Origin of the sequence: Luteolibacter sp. Populi, from assembly GCF_040801775.1 — a bacterium.
Classification (GTDB): Bacteria; Verrucomicrobiota; Verrucomicrobiia; order Verrucomicrobiales; family Akkermansiaceae; genus Haloferula.
In genome coordinates, this window is sequence record NZ_CP161812.1 from 4,288,870 (window position 1) to 4,304,731 (window position 15,862).

At 64.9% G+C, this 15,862-nt stretch carries 10 protein-coding genes and 1 pseudogene; 2 read left to right on the top strand and 9 right to left on the bottom strand.

Translation table 11 applies throughout. The features are described 5' to 3' along the window. Window positions 1-297: 297 nt before the first annotated feature. The gene (locus ABWK72_RS17570; protein WP_367870873.1) at window positions 298-1,698 is read left to right on the top strand and encodes a DUF58 domain-containing protein; all 1,401 of its coding nucleotides are present in this window, start codon (window positions 298-300) and stop codon (window positions 1,696-1,698) included. A 319-nt stretch (window positions 1,699-2,017) separates the two neighbouring features. Here ABWK72_RS17570 and ABWK72_RS17575 read toward each other — a convergent pair whose 3' ends face one another. From ABWK72_RS17575 to ABWK72_RS17595, 5 genes are all read right to left on the bottom strand, one after another. Further along, a complete protein-coding gene (locus ABWK72_RS17575; protein ID WP_367870874.1) occupies window positions 2,018-2,179 on the bottom strand; it encodes a hypothetical protein in 162 nt (53 codons plus the stop codon). Window positions 2,180-2,190: 11 nt separating this feature from the next. Beyond that, on the bottom strand, window positions 2,191-2,838 hold the full coding sequence (locus tag ABWK72_RS17580; RefSeq protein WP_367870875.1) for a response regulator transcription factor: 648 nt from the start codon (window positions 2,836-2,838) through the stop codon (window positions 2,191-2,193). 52 nt (window positions 2,839-2,890) lie between these two features. Further along, window positions 2,891-5,935 carry a two-component regulator propeller domain-containing protein gene (locus tag ABWK72_RS17585; protein ID WP_367870876.1) on the bottom strand — a complete coding sequence of 1,015 codons (3,045 nt, stop codon included), beginning with the start codon at window positions 5,933-5,935 and terminating at the stop codon, window positions 2,891-2,893. Between the two features lie 104 nt (window positions 5,936-6,039). After that, window positions 6,040-7,479 carry a FecR domain-containing protein gene (locus tag ABWK72_RS17590; protein WP_367870877.1) on the bottom strand — a complete coding sequence of 480 codons (1,440 nt, stop codon included), beginning with the start codon at window positions 7,477-7,479 and terminating at the stop codon, window positions 6,040-6,042. Beyond that, window positions 7,476-8,030 (bottom strand): sigma-70 family RNA polymerase sigma factor, encoded by a 555-nt coding sequence (locus tag ABWK72_RS17595; RefSeq protein ID WP_367870878.1) that lies wholly within the window; start codon window positions 8,028-8,030, stop codon window positions 7,476-7,478. The genes ABWK72_RS17590 and ABWK72_RS17595 overlap by 4 nt, the downstream gene beginning before the upstream one ends. 148 nt (window positions 8,031-8,178) lie before the next feature. On the opposite strand from ABWK72_RS17595, the gene ABWK72_RS17600 reads away from it, so the two are divergent. Further along, entirely contained in the window at window positions 8,179-11,745 is a 3,567-nt protein-coding gene (locus tag ABWK72_RS17600) for a hypothetical protein (RefSeq protein WP_367870879.1), read from the top strand. Between the two features lie 160 nt (window positions 11,746-11,905). Here the strand turns inward: ABWK72_RS17600 and ligD are convergent, their stop codons facing one another. The 4 genes and pseudogenes from ligD to ABWK72_RS17620 all read right to left on the bottom strand — a co-directional run bounded on the left by ligD (window position 11,906) and on the right by ABWK72_RS17620 (window position 15,758). Further along, entirely contained in the window at window positions 11,906-13,036 is a 1,131-nt protein-coding gene (gene ligD, locus ABWK72_RS17605; protein ID WP_367870880.1) for a non-homologous end-joining DNA ligase, read from the bottom strand. 118 nt (window positions 13,037-13,154) lie between these two features. Next, window positions 13,155-14,234: pseudogene (locus ABWK72_RS17610) on the bottom strand (DNA polymerase ligase N-terminal domain-containing protein); the annotation flags it as partial. Next, window positions 14,194-15,099, bottom strand: coding sequence for a Ku protein (locus tag ABWK72_RS17615; RefSeq protein WP_367870881.1), 906 nt, complete (start codon window positions 15,097-15,099; stop codon window positions 14,194-14,196). The gene ABWK72_RS17615 and the pseudogene ABWK72_RS17610, both read right to left, overlap by 41 nt. Window positions 15,100-15,275: 176 nt before the next feature. Beyond that, window positions 15,276-15,758, bottom strand: a complete 483-nt coding sequence (locus tag ABWK72_RS17620; RefSeq protein WP_367870882.1) for a hypothetical protein — start codon at window positions 15,756-15,758, stop codon at window positions 15,276-15,278. Window positions 15,759-15,862: the final 104 nt, after the last annotated feature.

Consider the following 15,862-nt stretch of genomic DNA (forward strand, 5'->3'; position numbering starts at 1 on the left):
TAAGGAGGTTAACGCGGGCGAAGGCAATCGACTTCCCTGACTCCCGAGCAGGTGATGCTCCGGCCCGCCCCACGTTCGGCCTACGCGGGGCTCCTACGCTGCGGAAGCGGTGCGGTCGGCGGCATCTGCCCCGCATAAGGTGTCTCTACAGGACACGATCTTGAATCGATGCTTACACGGCGCTGCGTGCGGGGCTTTTATAAGTCGTCCCGGTGGGACGAAGAGTCGTGGGCGCGTGCGGACGACGTTTGACCTTGGCGGTTGGGGATTCCCGGGCGAGCTTGGGGAGAAGCGAGCATGGCGGGCGGGAAATCAGGTGAATCCGGGAAGGAGACGGGGAGAAGTTGGCTCGGCGACTACTTCCGCGGGCACCAGTATTGGGTTTATTCGCGCGGCACGGCGATCAACCACTTCCTGCGGCGGCGGATCCGGCCGGCGGGGGTCGGGCTGCTGATCGTGATCATCGTGGCGGCGGGGGCGGCAGGGGGGAATCCGGATACGCCGGTGTTCCAGTCCTTTTCCTTCGCCGTCGGGCTGCTGCTGGTGGCGGCGCTGTCCCTGCCGCTGCGGCGGGCGCGGGTGGCGGCGACGCGGGAACTGCCGGCGCACGTGACGGCGGGGCAGTCCTTCACCTACCACGTGAGCTTGCGGAACCTGCGGAAGAAGGATTTGCGGAGCTTCGAATTGATGGAGACGGGTGCCGATCCGCGGCCGTCCCAAGAGCTTTTCCTGCATAGCCGGGAGCCGGGGGAGGAGAAGCGCAACCTCTATGACCGCTGGCTGGCCTACTACCGGTGGGCATGGCTGTGCGATACGCGGCGTTTGTTCGACGGCGGTCGCAGTGAGCCGGTAGCGCTGGTCAAGGCGCAGCGGACGGCGAAGGTGGCGATCACGATGGTGCCCCAGCGGCGCGGCTTGATCCGGCTGAACGACCTGCGGCTGGTGCTGCCGGATCCGCTGGGACTGCTCCAGCGCAGCCGGAAGGTGCCGGCTCCGGCGGCGAGCGTGGCGGTGCTGCCGCGGCGCTATCCGCTGCCGCGCTTCGAGCTGCCCGGCAGCGCGCGCTTCCAGCCGGGCGGCGAGGCGACCGCGCGGCATGCCGGGGCGACCGGGGAATTCACCGGGCTGCGGGACTACCAGCCGGGCGATCCGCTGCGGCTGATCCATTGGCCGACCTGGGCGCGGACCGGGAAGCCGGTGGTCAAGGAATTGGAGGACACGTTTTTCCCGCGCCACGGGCTGATCCTGGATACCTTCCCCGCGGCGGGGGATGAGGGGCTGTTCGAAGATGCGGTGTCGGTGGCCGCATCCTTCGTGGTGTCGGTCGATGCGTCGGAATCGCTGATCGACCTGATGTTCATCGCGGGGCACGAGCGGGTGGTGACGGCGGGGCAGGGAATCGCGCGGGCGGAGACCCTGCTGGAGGTGCTGGCCGGGGTCGAGGTCGGGCCGAGGGAGGATTACGATTCGCTGGCGCGGCTGGTGCAGCGGCACTCGGACGATCTGGCGGGCTGCCTGTGCGTATTCGCCGGCTGGTCGAAGGCCCGGGCGCGCTTGCTGATGCGGCTGAACCGGGCGGGGATCGAGGCGTCCGCGGTGGTCATCTGCCGGGAGAGGCCCGGGGCGATGCCGCGCTGTCACTTCGTACGCAGCAGCGAGCTGGCGGGGGACTTGATGAGGCTGCCGGGACGGCTGTAGACCAATACCTGTAAGGATTCGCCGGCGCATGTCCAAAAACGGCAGTCGCGTAGCGACCGTGGACTGCGTGCAGCCCGCTGCCGCTGTAGGCAGGCAGTCTGCTGCCGTGAAGCACGGGAGTATTCCGTATCTCGTTTCGTCCGCGGCTCGTCATTCCCCGTGCTTCGCCTTTGCAGCGCCCCTCGCAGCAGGCTGCATCGGGACAGCGGCAGCAGGCTGCGCGCAGTCCACGGCGGCGGAGCCGCGGAAGGCAGATCCTTAAAGGCATTGGACCTTAGGCGGCAAGGAAGGCAGGCCAGCGTCCAGCCACTCTTTCACATCACCGGGAGTTTTCCAAAGCTTCCTTGAGCGGGCGTTTGACGACCAAGCCTTGTTCCACCTTTTGGCCGCCTTGGGTGACCGTTCGTTCGGTGATGCACCCGGAGAGCGGCAGGATCCCCGTGAGGATTGTTAGATACTTCGCGAATTGCCGGACCTTCATCGTGGAAGTTGTTAGACCCCTTGCTTCAATGCCGCTTCGAAACCGGCGGCAACGCTGATCCGCACCAATTGCGCCACGGAGACGACATGCATCTTTTCCATCACCCGGCCGCGGTGGACCTTCACGGTCTGCTCCGCGATGCCGAGTTCGTCCGCGATCTGCTTGTTCAAGGCACCGGAAATGACCCACGCCATCACCTCGCGCTCACGCTCGGTGAGCGAGTCGATCTGGCGGCGCAGCAACTGGACTTGGGAAGTGGATTCGATCAGGGTGCGATGGGTCTCGATGGCATCGCGGACCGCCTTCAAGAGGTCTTGGTCATCGAAAGGTTTCGTCAGGAAGGTCACCGCACCCTGGCGCATCGCCTGCACGGTCGAGGGAATATCACCATTGCCGCTGATGAAGATGACGGGACAGGGAGCGAGATCGGAGGCGAGTGCCTGCTGCAATTCCAAGCCGCCCAACCCGGGCATCTGCAAATCGAGAATCAAGCATGCCGCATGCGGCCAAGGCGCAGGCCGCGCCGCGAGGAACTCCTCCGCCGAGGAGAAGGTCCGCGCTTCCAAACGCGCCTGCCGCACCATCCGCGCGAGGCAGCGGCATACGGATGCCTCGTCATCGACGATATAGACAGTAGGTGCTGACAGATCCTCGATCATGGCGCGACTGTTGCAGTCTGCAACACACACCCGCCGCTTGCCAAGGCATATCTCATGTGTCCGAAATTGGTAGTATGAGCCTGAATACTGCCCCGCCTTCCGGGTGATTCTCTGCCAACAACTTACCGTGGAATCTCCCGGCGATGCCTCGGCTGATCGCAAGGCCCAAGCCTAAGCCTCCATGCTTCGTGGATACGAAAGGTTCGAACAGGCGATCTATCATTTCCGGCGGGATTCCCGGGCCGCCATCATGTACGCTTAGTTCGATTTTGTCGACGTCCTGCAAGCTCGTGACGACCACGATCCGCCCGCCTTCCGGGCTGCCATTCATCGCATCGAGGGCGTTCAGGACCAGATTGATCAGCACCTGCTGGATCTCCACGCGTCCCGCTTGGGCAGGGGGCAGGTTCTCACTCAAATGCAGGTCCATCTTCACCTTCCGTCCCACGATCTCGCTGTGCAGCAAGCCCATCGTCTGGGTCACCGCTTCGTTCAGATCCACCGCCTGCGGCTCCGGGGCAGCCTCCTTCTTGAACATCGCGCGCATCCCGTGGATGATGCCGCCGGCCCGCTTCGCATCGTCCGCGATGTCGTCGAGAATTGCGGCGGTCTCGGTCAGATCCGGCGGGCCGTCCCGCAAGTCGCGGCGCGCCACCTGGGCATTCCCGAGGATGGCAGCGAGCGGTTGATTCAGTTCATGCGCCAGGGCGGATGAGAGTTCCCCCAGCGTGGCCACCCGGGTCAGGTGCGCCACTTCATTGAGATGCTGCTGGGACTCGGCTTCCGCCCGCGCCAGTTGCTCGCGCTCCTGGGAGCGGCGCAGCCGGGAGCGGGAACGCCAGGCGGCGAGCAGGCCCCCGGTGGTCATCAGCAGCGCCACCATGCCCGCGCGGAACCAAGGGGTCTGCCAGAAGAACGGCTTCACCGTGAAGCTCACGCCGCTGACCGGCCCGGACCACCGTCCGTCGGGATTCGCGGCGCTCACCAGGAAGCGGTAAGTGCCCGGGGGGAGCAGGGGAAATCGCGCGGAGCGCAGGCTGCCGGCTTCGGTCCAGCCCTTGTCGAGGCCTTCGAGGCGGTAGCGGAAGCGGATCTTGGAGGGCTTGGAATATGCGAACGCCGTGTAGCGGATCTCCAACTCCCGCGGGCCCGGCGGCACGACGAATCCATCGCTCCTGCTGCCGATGCGGCTGCCGTTCAACAGCACGTCTTCGATCAGCAGCACCGGCGGGGCATTCTCTTCCTGGAAGCGTTTCGGATCCACTTCCACCAGACCGCTCACCGTCGGGAAGAGCAGGGTGCCGTCCCGCGTCCGCAATCCCGCCGGCGAATAGCCGCCCGTGCATCCCGCCACCGGCATCCCGTCGGCTTCGTCCAGAGCCAGCGGGTGCACCGCATCCGTCCGGCCTGCCGCCACATCCTCGATCTCGCGCTTCGTCACGCGGAAGATCCCGCGATGGCAGCCGAGCCAGAGGTGGCCGCCATCGTCTTCGAGAATCTGCACGATGGAATTGTCACCGAGCCCCTGCCGGGCATCGATCGAACGGATCTCCCCGTCCCTCAACCACGCCAGGCCGCCGCCCGCGGTCCCGATCCAGAGCGTGCCCGCGGCATCGCGATGCAGGGCCTGCAGCATGGCGGTGGGGAGTCCTTCCTCCACCCCCCAGTGCCGCGACTGCCCGGCTTCCCAGCGGAACAAACCCTTGCCGAAGGTGGTGAGCCAGAGCGCCTGACCTTCGCTGGCCAGCGAAACGATCGGCGCGCCGAATGACCCGCCCTCCACCGCATCGGGGACATCGCCCGCCACTCGCCACAACTCGCCGCCGGCGGTCCCCAGCCAGAGCGTCCCTGCTTCATCTTCGCGGGCTGATATCCACGACTCTGTTTTTGCCGGGATCTGTTGAGGCAGGTCTTCGCCCGCTCTCTTCTTCAGGAGTTGCCCGGGGCCGAGGAACCAGGAGTCGCCGTTGCGCATCCTCAATCCGGAGTGCAGGAAGGGATTCCCCGGGGTCACCCCTCCCGGGAGGCCCTTCAAGCCGTCCTTGGGCCCGTGGAAGAGGCCGCCTCCATAGGTGGTCACCCAGAGCTGGCCGTCCGGGTCTTCGCTCAGGCCGTTGACCTGGCCCTGCCGCCCCGGTTCGCCCACTGCATACGAATCGAGCAAGCGCGGCGTCACGCGGCTCAGTCCGCCCGCGCGTGTCCCCACCCAGATGATTCCGTCGCGGCTTGTTTTCACCTCCCGTACCGCGGGATCCAGTTCCCCGTTCCCGGCCACCGGCTGGAAACGGCCATCGCGCAAGACGTGGAGCCCGCTCTCCCCGGAGCCCGCCCAGATCGCCCCATCCGCGCCTTCCGTGAGGCTATAGACAACTTGGAAGGGCACGCCCTGCTCCTGGTTGAACTCCGCCCAAGCACCCTCCCGGTAGCGGAGGATCCTGCCGTTTCCGATGCTGGCCCACAGGAATCCTTCGCGATCCGCCAGCAGGTAGGGCATCAGGAGAAGCGTTCCACCCGGTCCCGGGACCGCCTCGAAGCGGCCTTCCCTCATCCGGTAGAGGTTGTGATCGGTGGCGACCCACAACACTCCGTCCCGATCCGTGGCGAGTCCGCTCACGACTCCCGGTGCCAATCCTTCGGCCTCGCCGATCATGGTGAAGCGCCCCGACTCGAGGCGCTGGAGACCGCGGCTGCCGCCCACCCACAAGCTGCCGTCCCGGGTCTTGGCCAGTGCCAGCACCGTGTTTTGCGCGAGTCCCTCGGTCGTCGTCAGGGTCGTGATGGCACCCTCCTGATAGTGACTGAGCCCGCCCCCGGCGGTGGCGATCCACAGGCCGCTTCCGCCGTCCTCGAGCAGGTCCACGATGTAGACACTCTTCAGGCCATCGGCGAGACCGTAGGAGGTGAATTGGACGCCATCGAAGCGCGCCAAGCCGCCCCGGGTTCCCGCCCAGATGTAGCCATCGGAGGTCTGCGCGATCGCCTCCACCGTGTTCTGGGGCAGCCCGTCGGCGGTCGTCCACGACTTCACCAGATAGGGCGAGTCTTCGGCCAAGACGCCGCTCCAAAGGCAAACCCACACCAGCAGGAAAATCCTCACTGGGGTGAATTGGTTAGATTACCGCGAGGGTAACTCCAAGCCGCAATGTGGAGGCTTTGGCAGTAGAAGCGGTGTCCCTGGAAGCGCGGCGATGGAGTCTCGGGTCACTTCCCCCGTCGGGCGTTGCGGTACGGTTGGTTGATGAAGAGCAGGCTATTGCCGTCCCGCAGCAGGTGTTCTTCGGCCACGTCGGAGGCGGGGAAGTTCACCTGCAGGATGCCGCCCCGGAGTTCCCAGGCCGCGTCCTTGAAGTAGTCGGACGGCGTGTCATTGATCCACAGCGAGCAGGTGCCGTCGGGGTTGAAGAGGCGCCGGTAGCGGTTGCCATCGTGAACGTAGTCCCAGGGGCCGCTGAAATCCCCGGGCTCGGAGTTGAGCAGGGCGCCGTCCTCGAACATCAGGATGCCCTCGCTATGCCCGCCCTCCGCGGCCTCGAAGGGCCAGGCGCGCAGGGTCCAGCGGCCGCGCTTCCAGGCGCCGGGCCCGACCTTCAGTTGATAGACGTTGCCCAGCGTGCTGGTCAGGTGGCCGACGCTGCAGGGATGTTCGTCGCTACCGACGACCTGGCCGTCGAGGAGCAGCTCCACCTTCTGCAGGACCAGGGCTTGCGGGCCGTTCATCCACTTCATCACGGCCAGGTAGTTGCCTGCGGACCAGACGAGCTGGCTGACATCCCACTCCATCGGGGCCTCCCCGCCGTGGTAGAACCATGGATACTCGTGGGAGGGGATCTGGCGGATGAAGGAATCCTGGTCGAAGGGGATCGAGCGCAGGCGGGTCGCGGATCCAGCGCCGGTGCGCACCGCGTGGCCGGCGTAGAGCGCGGCACCCTGCTCGAAGGTTTCGTTCTCCTGCTGCACCCGCACCTCGCCGCGGAAGACTCCAACCTCGGTGTGTCCTCCGTCCGCGGGGGCCGAGATCGCGAACTCGGTGCCGAGATCGACCACCCGGCCCTCGGCGTATTCGACGACGTAGCCCTCGGCACCGGGAGGGACCTCGGCCACCAGCTTGCCATGCTTCAGGCGGCCGGCATTGGGACCGGTGACTTCGTAGGAGGCCGGGCCTTCGATCAGAAGCCGGGTTCCCGAGCGGTGGGTCAATTCCGCCAAGCCGGAGGAAATGGCGAGCACGCTGCCGGTGCCGAGCGCTGCGCCGGGCGAGAGGTGCTGGCCGTTCCAGGCGGCGCCAACCTCGCTGGACAGGCGGGCCTCCGGACCTGTCTTGGCCACGGAAGGCGCTTCGGAACGCGGGTTCCTTTTCATAACCACTGCGGTCGCGATGGCCGCCGCGATCAGCGCGGCGGCTGCGGCCCAATGGAAGCGCGGCCGTTTTTTGACCGGCATCGGAAGCGGCAGGTCTCGTTCCCCGGCGCACAGCTCCGCCAAGAGGGACTCCTGTCCGGCGAGCGAAAGGTAATACTCCATCGCGCGCGGATCGGCCTCCATCCTTTCCTCCAGCCTGGCCACATCGGTGCGCGACAAGCTGCCATCCAGCATGCCGTCGACCAGACGTCTCAGTTCACCATCCGCTTGCCACTTCATCATGAAAGGTCCTCCGCCAGTTGCTTCTCCACGCAGTGCCGCAGCGCGAGCCGCAGGCGGGAAATCATCTTGTGCATCGCGTTCGGCGCGCAGCCGTGCGCATCCGCCAGCTCGGTGAGGGAAGCGCGGCGCGAGTACTTCCACTCCAGGATCTTGCGATCCTGCGGGCGGGAACGCGAGAGGCAGCGGCGGAGTGCTTCAAGCCGAAGGTCGGACTGGGGCATGCGCTCCTCGGCGCGGGAGGCCAGTTGCTCGAGCATCGATTCGCTGAAGGCCACGCGTCCTTCCCGCAAGCGGTCACGCCGCTCGGCCATCACCTTGAACCAGGCCACCCGCTTCGCCCATGCCCGGAAATTCGAGCCGCGCACGAACTCCCCGCGCTGCTCCCAGAGGAAGAGGTTGGTTTCCTGCACCAGGTCTTCCACACCGTCCGCGCCGCCCAGCAGGCCGGCGACATACTCCTTCAAACCCGCTTGGAAGAGACGGATCTCCGCCGCGATCTCCGAAGCGGAGTCGCTGCCGTCTGCTATCTCGCCGAGTTTTTCCGGGTCCATCGATCGGTGTTTGCCGTGAGGCATGGAGTCGCCTCATGATCCAATACCGGGATCTGGCGAAGTCTGACACGAAAAGTGTCGGGCATCCGAATCCCCTTCCTTTCCCTAGGTGATGTCTGTCACCTGACGCTTGTTTATTCGCGAAATCATGAACTTACCACGCCGATTCGCCTGTGTCTCCCTCCTCGCCCATGGCACCCTCCTCCTCCCCTGCACGGCCCAGCGCGGCCCGGTGCCGGGGTTCAATACCAGCACGCCCTACCTCATCCACTACGGGGACTGGACGAGCACGCTCATCGGGCAAGCGCGCACCAGCTACAAGCTGGTGATCCTCCACCCGAGCGCGAGCAACATCACCGCGGCCGGCATCGCCACGATCCGTTCGGGGCCGGATGGCGTCGCCGGGAATGCCGATGATGTGAAGGTGCTGGCCTACATCTCGGTGGGTGAAGACGACCGGCCGGGTGCGCCCTTCGTGGCGGATGGCGATGGCCCGCGGATCGATCCGCGCCCTTCCTACGAGAGCCCGCTGGCCGGTGTCGCCCCGCTGGGGCTGGCCTCCCCCGGTGGCAACGGCTTCGCGTCCTACTACCTCGATGACAACGACCACGACGGCCAGCCGGACCGGAACGCAATCTTCGGCGGCTACTACGTGAATCCCGGCGATCCGGCCTGGTATGAGATCCTGAAGACCAAGACGAAGGCGAGCGACGGGCGGGCCGGGATTCAGGAGCTGCTGACCACCACTACCGGGAACGGCTACGGCTGCGACGGGCTCTTCCTGGACACGCTCGATACCCCGGCACCTAACAGCTTCGGCGCGACTTTCTTCGAGTGGACGACCCCGGCGTACCGCGCCCTGGTCAAGAAGATCAGCGACGACAATCCGGCCAAGCTGCTGATGGCGAACCGCGGGGTCTTCTTCTACAACCCGAACCTGAAGAACTACGCCTACACGCTGCGTCCTTACATCGACATGCTGATGTTCGAGAGCTACTACACGGATAGTAGCGGATCGGGCGCGGCGACGGCTTTCTTCGCGGACAACAAGTTCAACTTCGCGCCGAAGATCAATGCGGAGGCAAGCCGCCCGGACGGGTTCACGGTGGTCAGCCTCGGCTACACCGCGTCTGGTGAAGCTCCCGGGGTGGCCGCGCAGGACTTCATCGAATCCCAGCGCGACCAGGGCTGGATGCTCTACCGGACCAATCCGGCGCTCAATGTCCTGCCCTTCAACACCCAGGCCGCGACCTGGAATGCCGCGAACCCCGATGTCACGGCCCCCACATGGGACAGCACGGCCGCCGCCGGCGGGGATTCCGATCCGGGGACGCCCGGCAACCAGCCACCGGCACCGCGCACGGGCGTGCAGGAGGTGGTCACGGGAAGCGGCTTCGCGAAGGTCCGCTGGGACGTCGCCCGGGACCAGACGGGGCCGGTCAAGTATCACCTCTACTACACTACGGATGCGGTGCTGAATTTCGCCACGGCGACCAAGCTGGCGAACATCGCTCCCGCGATTCCCGACAGCTATCGCAGCGGCAGCGGGGCGGGGCGCTTCCCCTACGAATACACGCTCGGTAGCCTGACCAACGGGACGGAGTATCGCTTCGCAATCCGTGCCGAGGACGCGCTGGGACATGAGGACACGAATGCCGTGGTTCTAGCCGGGACGCCGCAGCCGAATCCTTCGACTTATCGTGTGGTGAGCATCGACGGGAGCTTCGTCGATTGGGATGGGGTGCCGGTCCTTTCGAACGATCCCGTGGACGCCAGTGCTCCCGTCGATTTCGCCGACGTGCAGGTGGCCAACGATGCGAACTACCTCTACGTCCGCTTCACCCTGCATGCGGCGGCTTCGCCGTTCATCGACTGGGAAAGCCACCTCTTCCTCGACACGGATAACAATCCGGCCACCGGGATGCCGGTCAACGGGGCGAACATCGGCTCGGAAGTGATGATCGAGAGCGGCTCCGCCTACGACCAGCGCGGCGGCGGATTCAACGAGGGCGGGGTCAATGGAATCGCCTGGTCGCTCTCGCCCGCCGGACCGGGCACCGCCTTCGAGCTGCGCCTCTCCCGAAACGCGACCTTCGCCAATGGCGGCGGTCCGATTTTCAGCGGCAATACGATCCGCTTGGCCCTCCAGGACAATCGTGGTGACACGAGCGCGGGCATCCTCCTCGACTTCGCGGCCTCCCCGCCGCCGCCGCCGCCGACCTCACACTACGCGCCGATCAGCGTGGATGGCAACGCCGCCGACTGGGCCGAAATTCCGGATAGCAAGCTGGACGCGCTGGGCGATGGCACGCCGGACATCGCTGCCCTGAAGGTGGCGAACGACGCGGACTACCTCTACGTGCTGGTCCAATACAACGGTCCGGTGGACACCAATACGCTGAATGGTTCGCCAAGCATCTTCCTGTCCGTGGATAACGACGCGAACACGGGCACGGGCTTCGACATCTACACCCTCGGCCAGGTGGGGGCGGAGGTGAGTTGGCAGAACGACTTTCCCTTCGCCCAGGCCGCGGGGAACTATAACATCGGTGCCAGCTTCACCAACGGTGCGGGTGGAATCGCGCCTTATGCTTCGAACACGAGCATTCAGGAATACCGGATCGCGCGGAATGCGACTTACTCGGTGGGTGGAGGTCCCGAGCAAGCGGTCTTCCCGAACAACACGATCAAGCTGGCGGTGTGGAGCGATGGCGGCGCAACGGAGTTCGCGGGGGCGGTCGATTATGCCTTCGCCGGCGCTCCGGCCGCGGGCAACTACGCTGCGATCGCGGTGGATGGGAGCTTCAGCGATTGGACTGGCATTCCGGTGCGGGCAAGCCGGGAGGCTTCGGGGTCGGAGATTGATTGGGCAACACTGCAACTGGCGAATGATGCGGAGTATCTCTACGGTCGCTTCACCTTGCACGCTGCGCCGGCCGCGCCGCCTTTCTCGGAGTTCCAGAGCAACGTGTTCGTCGATGCTGATAACAATCCCGCGACCGGCTACCATCCTACCGGAAGCACCATCGGCTCCGCACTGATGATTCAGGGCGGCACCGGCTACGACCAGAGGGGAGGGGGCTTCAACGAGGGCACGGCAAGCGGGCTCGACTGGTTGATTGCGGGTGCGGGGACCGAATGGGAATTCCGCATTTCACGCTCGGCGGCTTATACCGATGCGCTGCCGGTCTTCGCGGATGCCACGCTACGGCTGATGCTGCAGGATGACCGGCCGACCTCACCGGGCACGTTGCTGCCGGCCGGCGGGGTTCCCTACACTTTCCAAGGCCATCCTTCGGCGGCGTATGAGGCGTGGCGGAGCCTTCACTTCAGCGCGCTGGAGCGGAACAACCTGCTCATCAGCGGTGGCAATGCCGATCCCGATCAGGATGGGACCCCGAACCTGCTCGAATACGCGCTCGGCAGGCTGCCGAGGTCCGCGGGGACGGCGGGGCTGCCAACAGGCGGGCTCGGCACGGTCGGGGCCGACCGGTTCTTCACCTTCACCTTCACCCGGCTCCCCGTCTCAGGCGGTGTGAACTACACGCCGCAGAGTTCGTCGGACCTCGACGATTGGAACGGAGACCCGCTTCAGTTCACCACCACCGGCAGCACTCCGCTTGGGGATGGCCGGGAAGAGCTGACGATCCGCCTGAATACCGCGATACCGGCAGGTCCGCGATACGTGCGGCTGCGGGTGGCGCTGGCTCCTTGAAAGCTGGCGAGGTTCTCCACAGGGCGACCGCGTCAGGTTCGCCGATGGATCACGACGTCTCCCTTCCACCAATGCGGCGAGCATCTGGGAGGGGGGGGCCTTCGGGGCACGTGCGGGTATCGGCGGATCCCCTTTAAACGATCGGAATCCCGGCTCAGTCTCACCCCACCCCCAGCTCCTTCAACAGCTTCTTCGACACCGCCTGCGGCGCGATCCCCTTCCAATCCCCCGGCAGCTTGAACGGCTCCCGCATCGTAAACCCCCGCGCATCCAGCTTCGCCAGATCATCCCAATCCAGCGGCGTCGAAACCGCCGCCCCGTCCCGCGCCCGCAGCCCCCAAGGCGCGATGCATGTCGCCCCGCGTCCGTTGCGCAACCAATCGATGTAAATTTTCCCGCCACGCTTCGCCATGCTTGCGGTGATCGTGAAGCGCTGCGGATTCTGCTGCGCCACGGCCGCCGCCACCGCCTTGGTGAATGGCTTCATTGCCTCCCACCCGTGCATCCTCTTCAGGTAAAGCATCACGTGCAGTCCCTTGCCGCCCGAGGTCTTCACCTGCGTCTCGAGCCCGTGCCCCCCGAGGAAATCCCGCAGCAGGAAAGCCGCGCCCTTCACCTCTTCCCACGGCACCGTCTTGTCCGGATCGAGGTCCCACACCAGCACGTCCGGCTTCTCGATATTCGACAGCGCCGCACCCCACGGATGGATCTCCAGCACTCCGAATTGCACCAGCGAGATCAAGCCTTCCAGGGAGCTGATGTGGATCACCTCGCTGCCGTCATCGAGCGTCTTCATCTTCACCTTCGGCGGCACGTGGTCCTTGAAGCTCTTTTGGAAAAAGGTCGATCCACCGATCCCGTCCGGAGCCCGCAGCAAGGCCAGCGGCCGTCCCTCGAGATACGGCATCATCAACTCGCCCACCCGCTCGTAGAAGCGCGCCACCTCCAGCTTCGGGATGCCGTCCGCGGGAAACACGATCCTCTCCGGATGCGTGATCTCGATGCCCTTCACGATCGATTCGTCGCTGCCAATCGAAGCCTGTTCCACGGCATCAAGATGCACCTCATCCGCACTCTTGTCTTCCCTCAATGAAACGAAGCTCCCCTGGCGGATCGAGCCATCCCGCGTGATCTCCGCGAATTCGATCTCCGCCACCAGCTCGGGCCGGACCCAGGTAACGCCGCGCTCCGCCTCGAAGGGCGCGAGCTCGCTCTTGCGTTTCTCCATCTGCTTGAGCAGCGCGCGGCGCTTGTCCTCGGTGAATCCCGTGCCGACCTTGCCGCGCGGCACCAGCTTGCCGTTCTCGTAGGAACCTAGTACCTAGCGCTCCGAATGCCGGACAGGAATTCCGCGGCGGCGTGTAACCGCAAATCACGAATTCCTGACGCGGCCGGCACTTCGACTTCACCCAATCCCGCCGGCTTTCCGGAAAGTAACGCGCCTCAGCGTGTTTGCTGATGATGCCCTCCAGACCCAGCTTGCAGGCCTGCTGGAAAAGATCCTCGCCCCCGTCCGCCTCCCAGGTATCCGAGCGCCGGATCGGACCCTTGCCCGCTGGCACCACCTTCGCCAGATGTTCCAAGCGTTGGCGCAGCGGCAGATCCCGCAGGTTCTTGCCCTCTGCATTCAGAATGTCGAAAGCCACGAAAACGATCTCCTCGCCCTTTCCTTTCAGCGCTTCCTGCAGCCCGCCGAAACTCGTCCGCCCCTTGTCGTCGTAGACCACCGCCTCGCCATCCAGCACGAAGTCCCCGCCCTTCAATTTTTCAAGCCGCTTCGCCACCGCTGCGAAGCGATCCGTCCAATCGAGTTCCTTGCGCGTGAAAAGCTGGACCTTTCCCTTCCGCCGCACCGCGATCAAGCGATAGCCATCGTACTTGAGTTCGTGCAGCCACTCCTTGCCCTGCGGCACCGTCGGCACCGGCCGCGCAAGTTGGGGTGCCACGAAGCCCGCGGCTTCGCTCTCCGGCTCGGGAACTGTCCCGGTTGGATGCGTCGCCGGATCCAGCTTCTTCAAAAGCCAGTTCGGCTCCTCCTTCATCCGCGCCAGCAGATAGGGCCCGTCGAGTCGCTTCCCATGCAGGATGAACTTGAGCTTCCCCTTGGCGAACTCCCGCTTCCAGGTTTTCTCCAGCGGTTCCCATTCGCCGCTGTCCCAGATCGCCACCTGCCCCGCACCGTAGTTCCCCGCCGGGATCTCGCCCTCGAAGCTGCCGTATTCCACCGGGTGATCCTCGACATGCACCGCCAGGCGGTTGGCCCCGGTGTCTTCGGGAATTCCCTTCGGCACCGCCCAGCTCACCAGCACGCCATCCATCTCCAGCCGGAAGTCGTAGTGGTGCGAACGCGCGTGATGCTCCTGCACCACGAACATGTTTCCCCGCTCCTTGCCACGCCTCGGCGCAGGCTCGGGAGTGGCCTTGAAGTTGCGCTTCCCGCGATACTTCTCAAGCGGAGCGGGCTTTTTTGGCGGCGGGCTTTTTGGCATGTTTCGCGGCTTTCTTGGCGGCCTTCTTCGCCGCGGTTTTCTTCGCGGCAGTCTTCGATGCCGCCGGCTTCTTGCCGATGCTCTGCTCGAGGTAGGCGGCCAGGTCGACGACGTTGCTCTTGCCCTTGCCGGCCTTCTCCTCATCGCCTTCCTTCACGTCCTCGACCGTCTCGCCGGTGCGGATCTTCTTCTCGATGTAATCCATCAGCGATTCGCGGTACTCATCGTGGTAATTCTTCGGGTTCCACTTCTCGCTCATCTCGCTGATCAAGCGTTCGGCCAGCTCCAGCTCGCGCTTGACCGGCTGCCACTCCTTGTCTCCCGATGACGGCAGCTCGAGCTTCGACGAAGCTTTGAGTTCCTGCGGAAACCTCAGAAGCATCAGCACCAGCACATCGTCCCGGACAAACATCGCCGAAAGGTACTCGCGGGTCCGGATCACCACCCGCGAGATCCCCGCCTTCCCCGATTTGCGCAGCGCCTCGCGCAGCAGCGCATAGGCCTTCCGCCCGCGCTTGTCAGGCTCCAGGTAGTAGGGCTTGTCGAAGAGCAGCGGATCAATCTCGTCGAGCTTCACGAACTCGGTGATCTCGATCGTCTTCGTCAGCTTGGGCTCGACCGCTTCCAGCTCCTTGTCGGTGAGCAGGATGAATTGCCCCTCCTCGTGCTCGTAGCCGCGGACCATCCGGTCCCAGGGCACTTCCTCTCCCGAATCCGCGTTCACCCGCTCGTAGCGGATCCGCGCGTGATTCTTGCTATCCACCATGTGGAGCTGGATGTCCGGGCGACCCTCCGCACTCGTCAGCCCCACCGGGATGTTCACCAGGCCGAAGGCGATGGACCCTTTCCAGATCGAGCGTGCCATAGCCATCCTCCTTTGCACGCCGCGTGCCGCCCGCGAAAGTAGGGCGCAACGGCCCGCCTCGCCGTCTTTCTCCGCCGCCACCCATTGCAATCTGCCCCCACACTTCGCATCCCGCATTAAAAGACGACGGCGGGCACCGTCCCGAGACCGTGCCCGCCGCCCCCTGTTAACAGAGCTTACTCTTCGACGGTATACTTGATCGAAGGGATGTGGATCGAGTCCACCACCTTGTACTCCTGGTCCACCGCAACCACGTTACCACCGGCGACGTAGTATCGCACTTTTCGTTCCTCCGCGGCCGGCAGCAGCTTTACCAAAGTTGGCGGTGCCGCGACCAGATACGGTCGTTCCTTTTCGGTGACGATCACGCCCGGCGCGATGGCGCTTGTCCGCCAGGTCGCGGGCACTTCCTTCACCTTCACCGAAGTGACGATCTCCGGCGGGAGGCCATATTTCTCGGTTTTGTAAGTGTCGAAGTACTTCACGACCTTTGTCCGCAGCGCCGGCTCGAAAGTGCGGGTGGTTGTCGTGGTCGACTCCGTCACGCTGCCGTCGGCGTGCTCGGTAGTGTCCTTGGTCTCGGTGGTTTCCGTGACCTGGGCGTCCGCGCTCCAAGTCAAAAGAGCCGCCAGACCGAATACTTTGGTAATGGTTTTCATGGTAGTCGTCGGTTGGTTTCGGTGTTCGGCCGGGCGCAGAAGCCCGGCAGGATCCGGAGTATTTTCGCAAGCCCTGTGCCAGCGGCACGCCAAGCGCTCATACT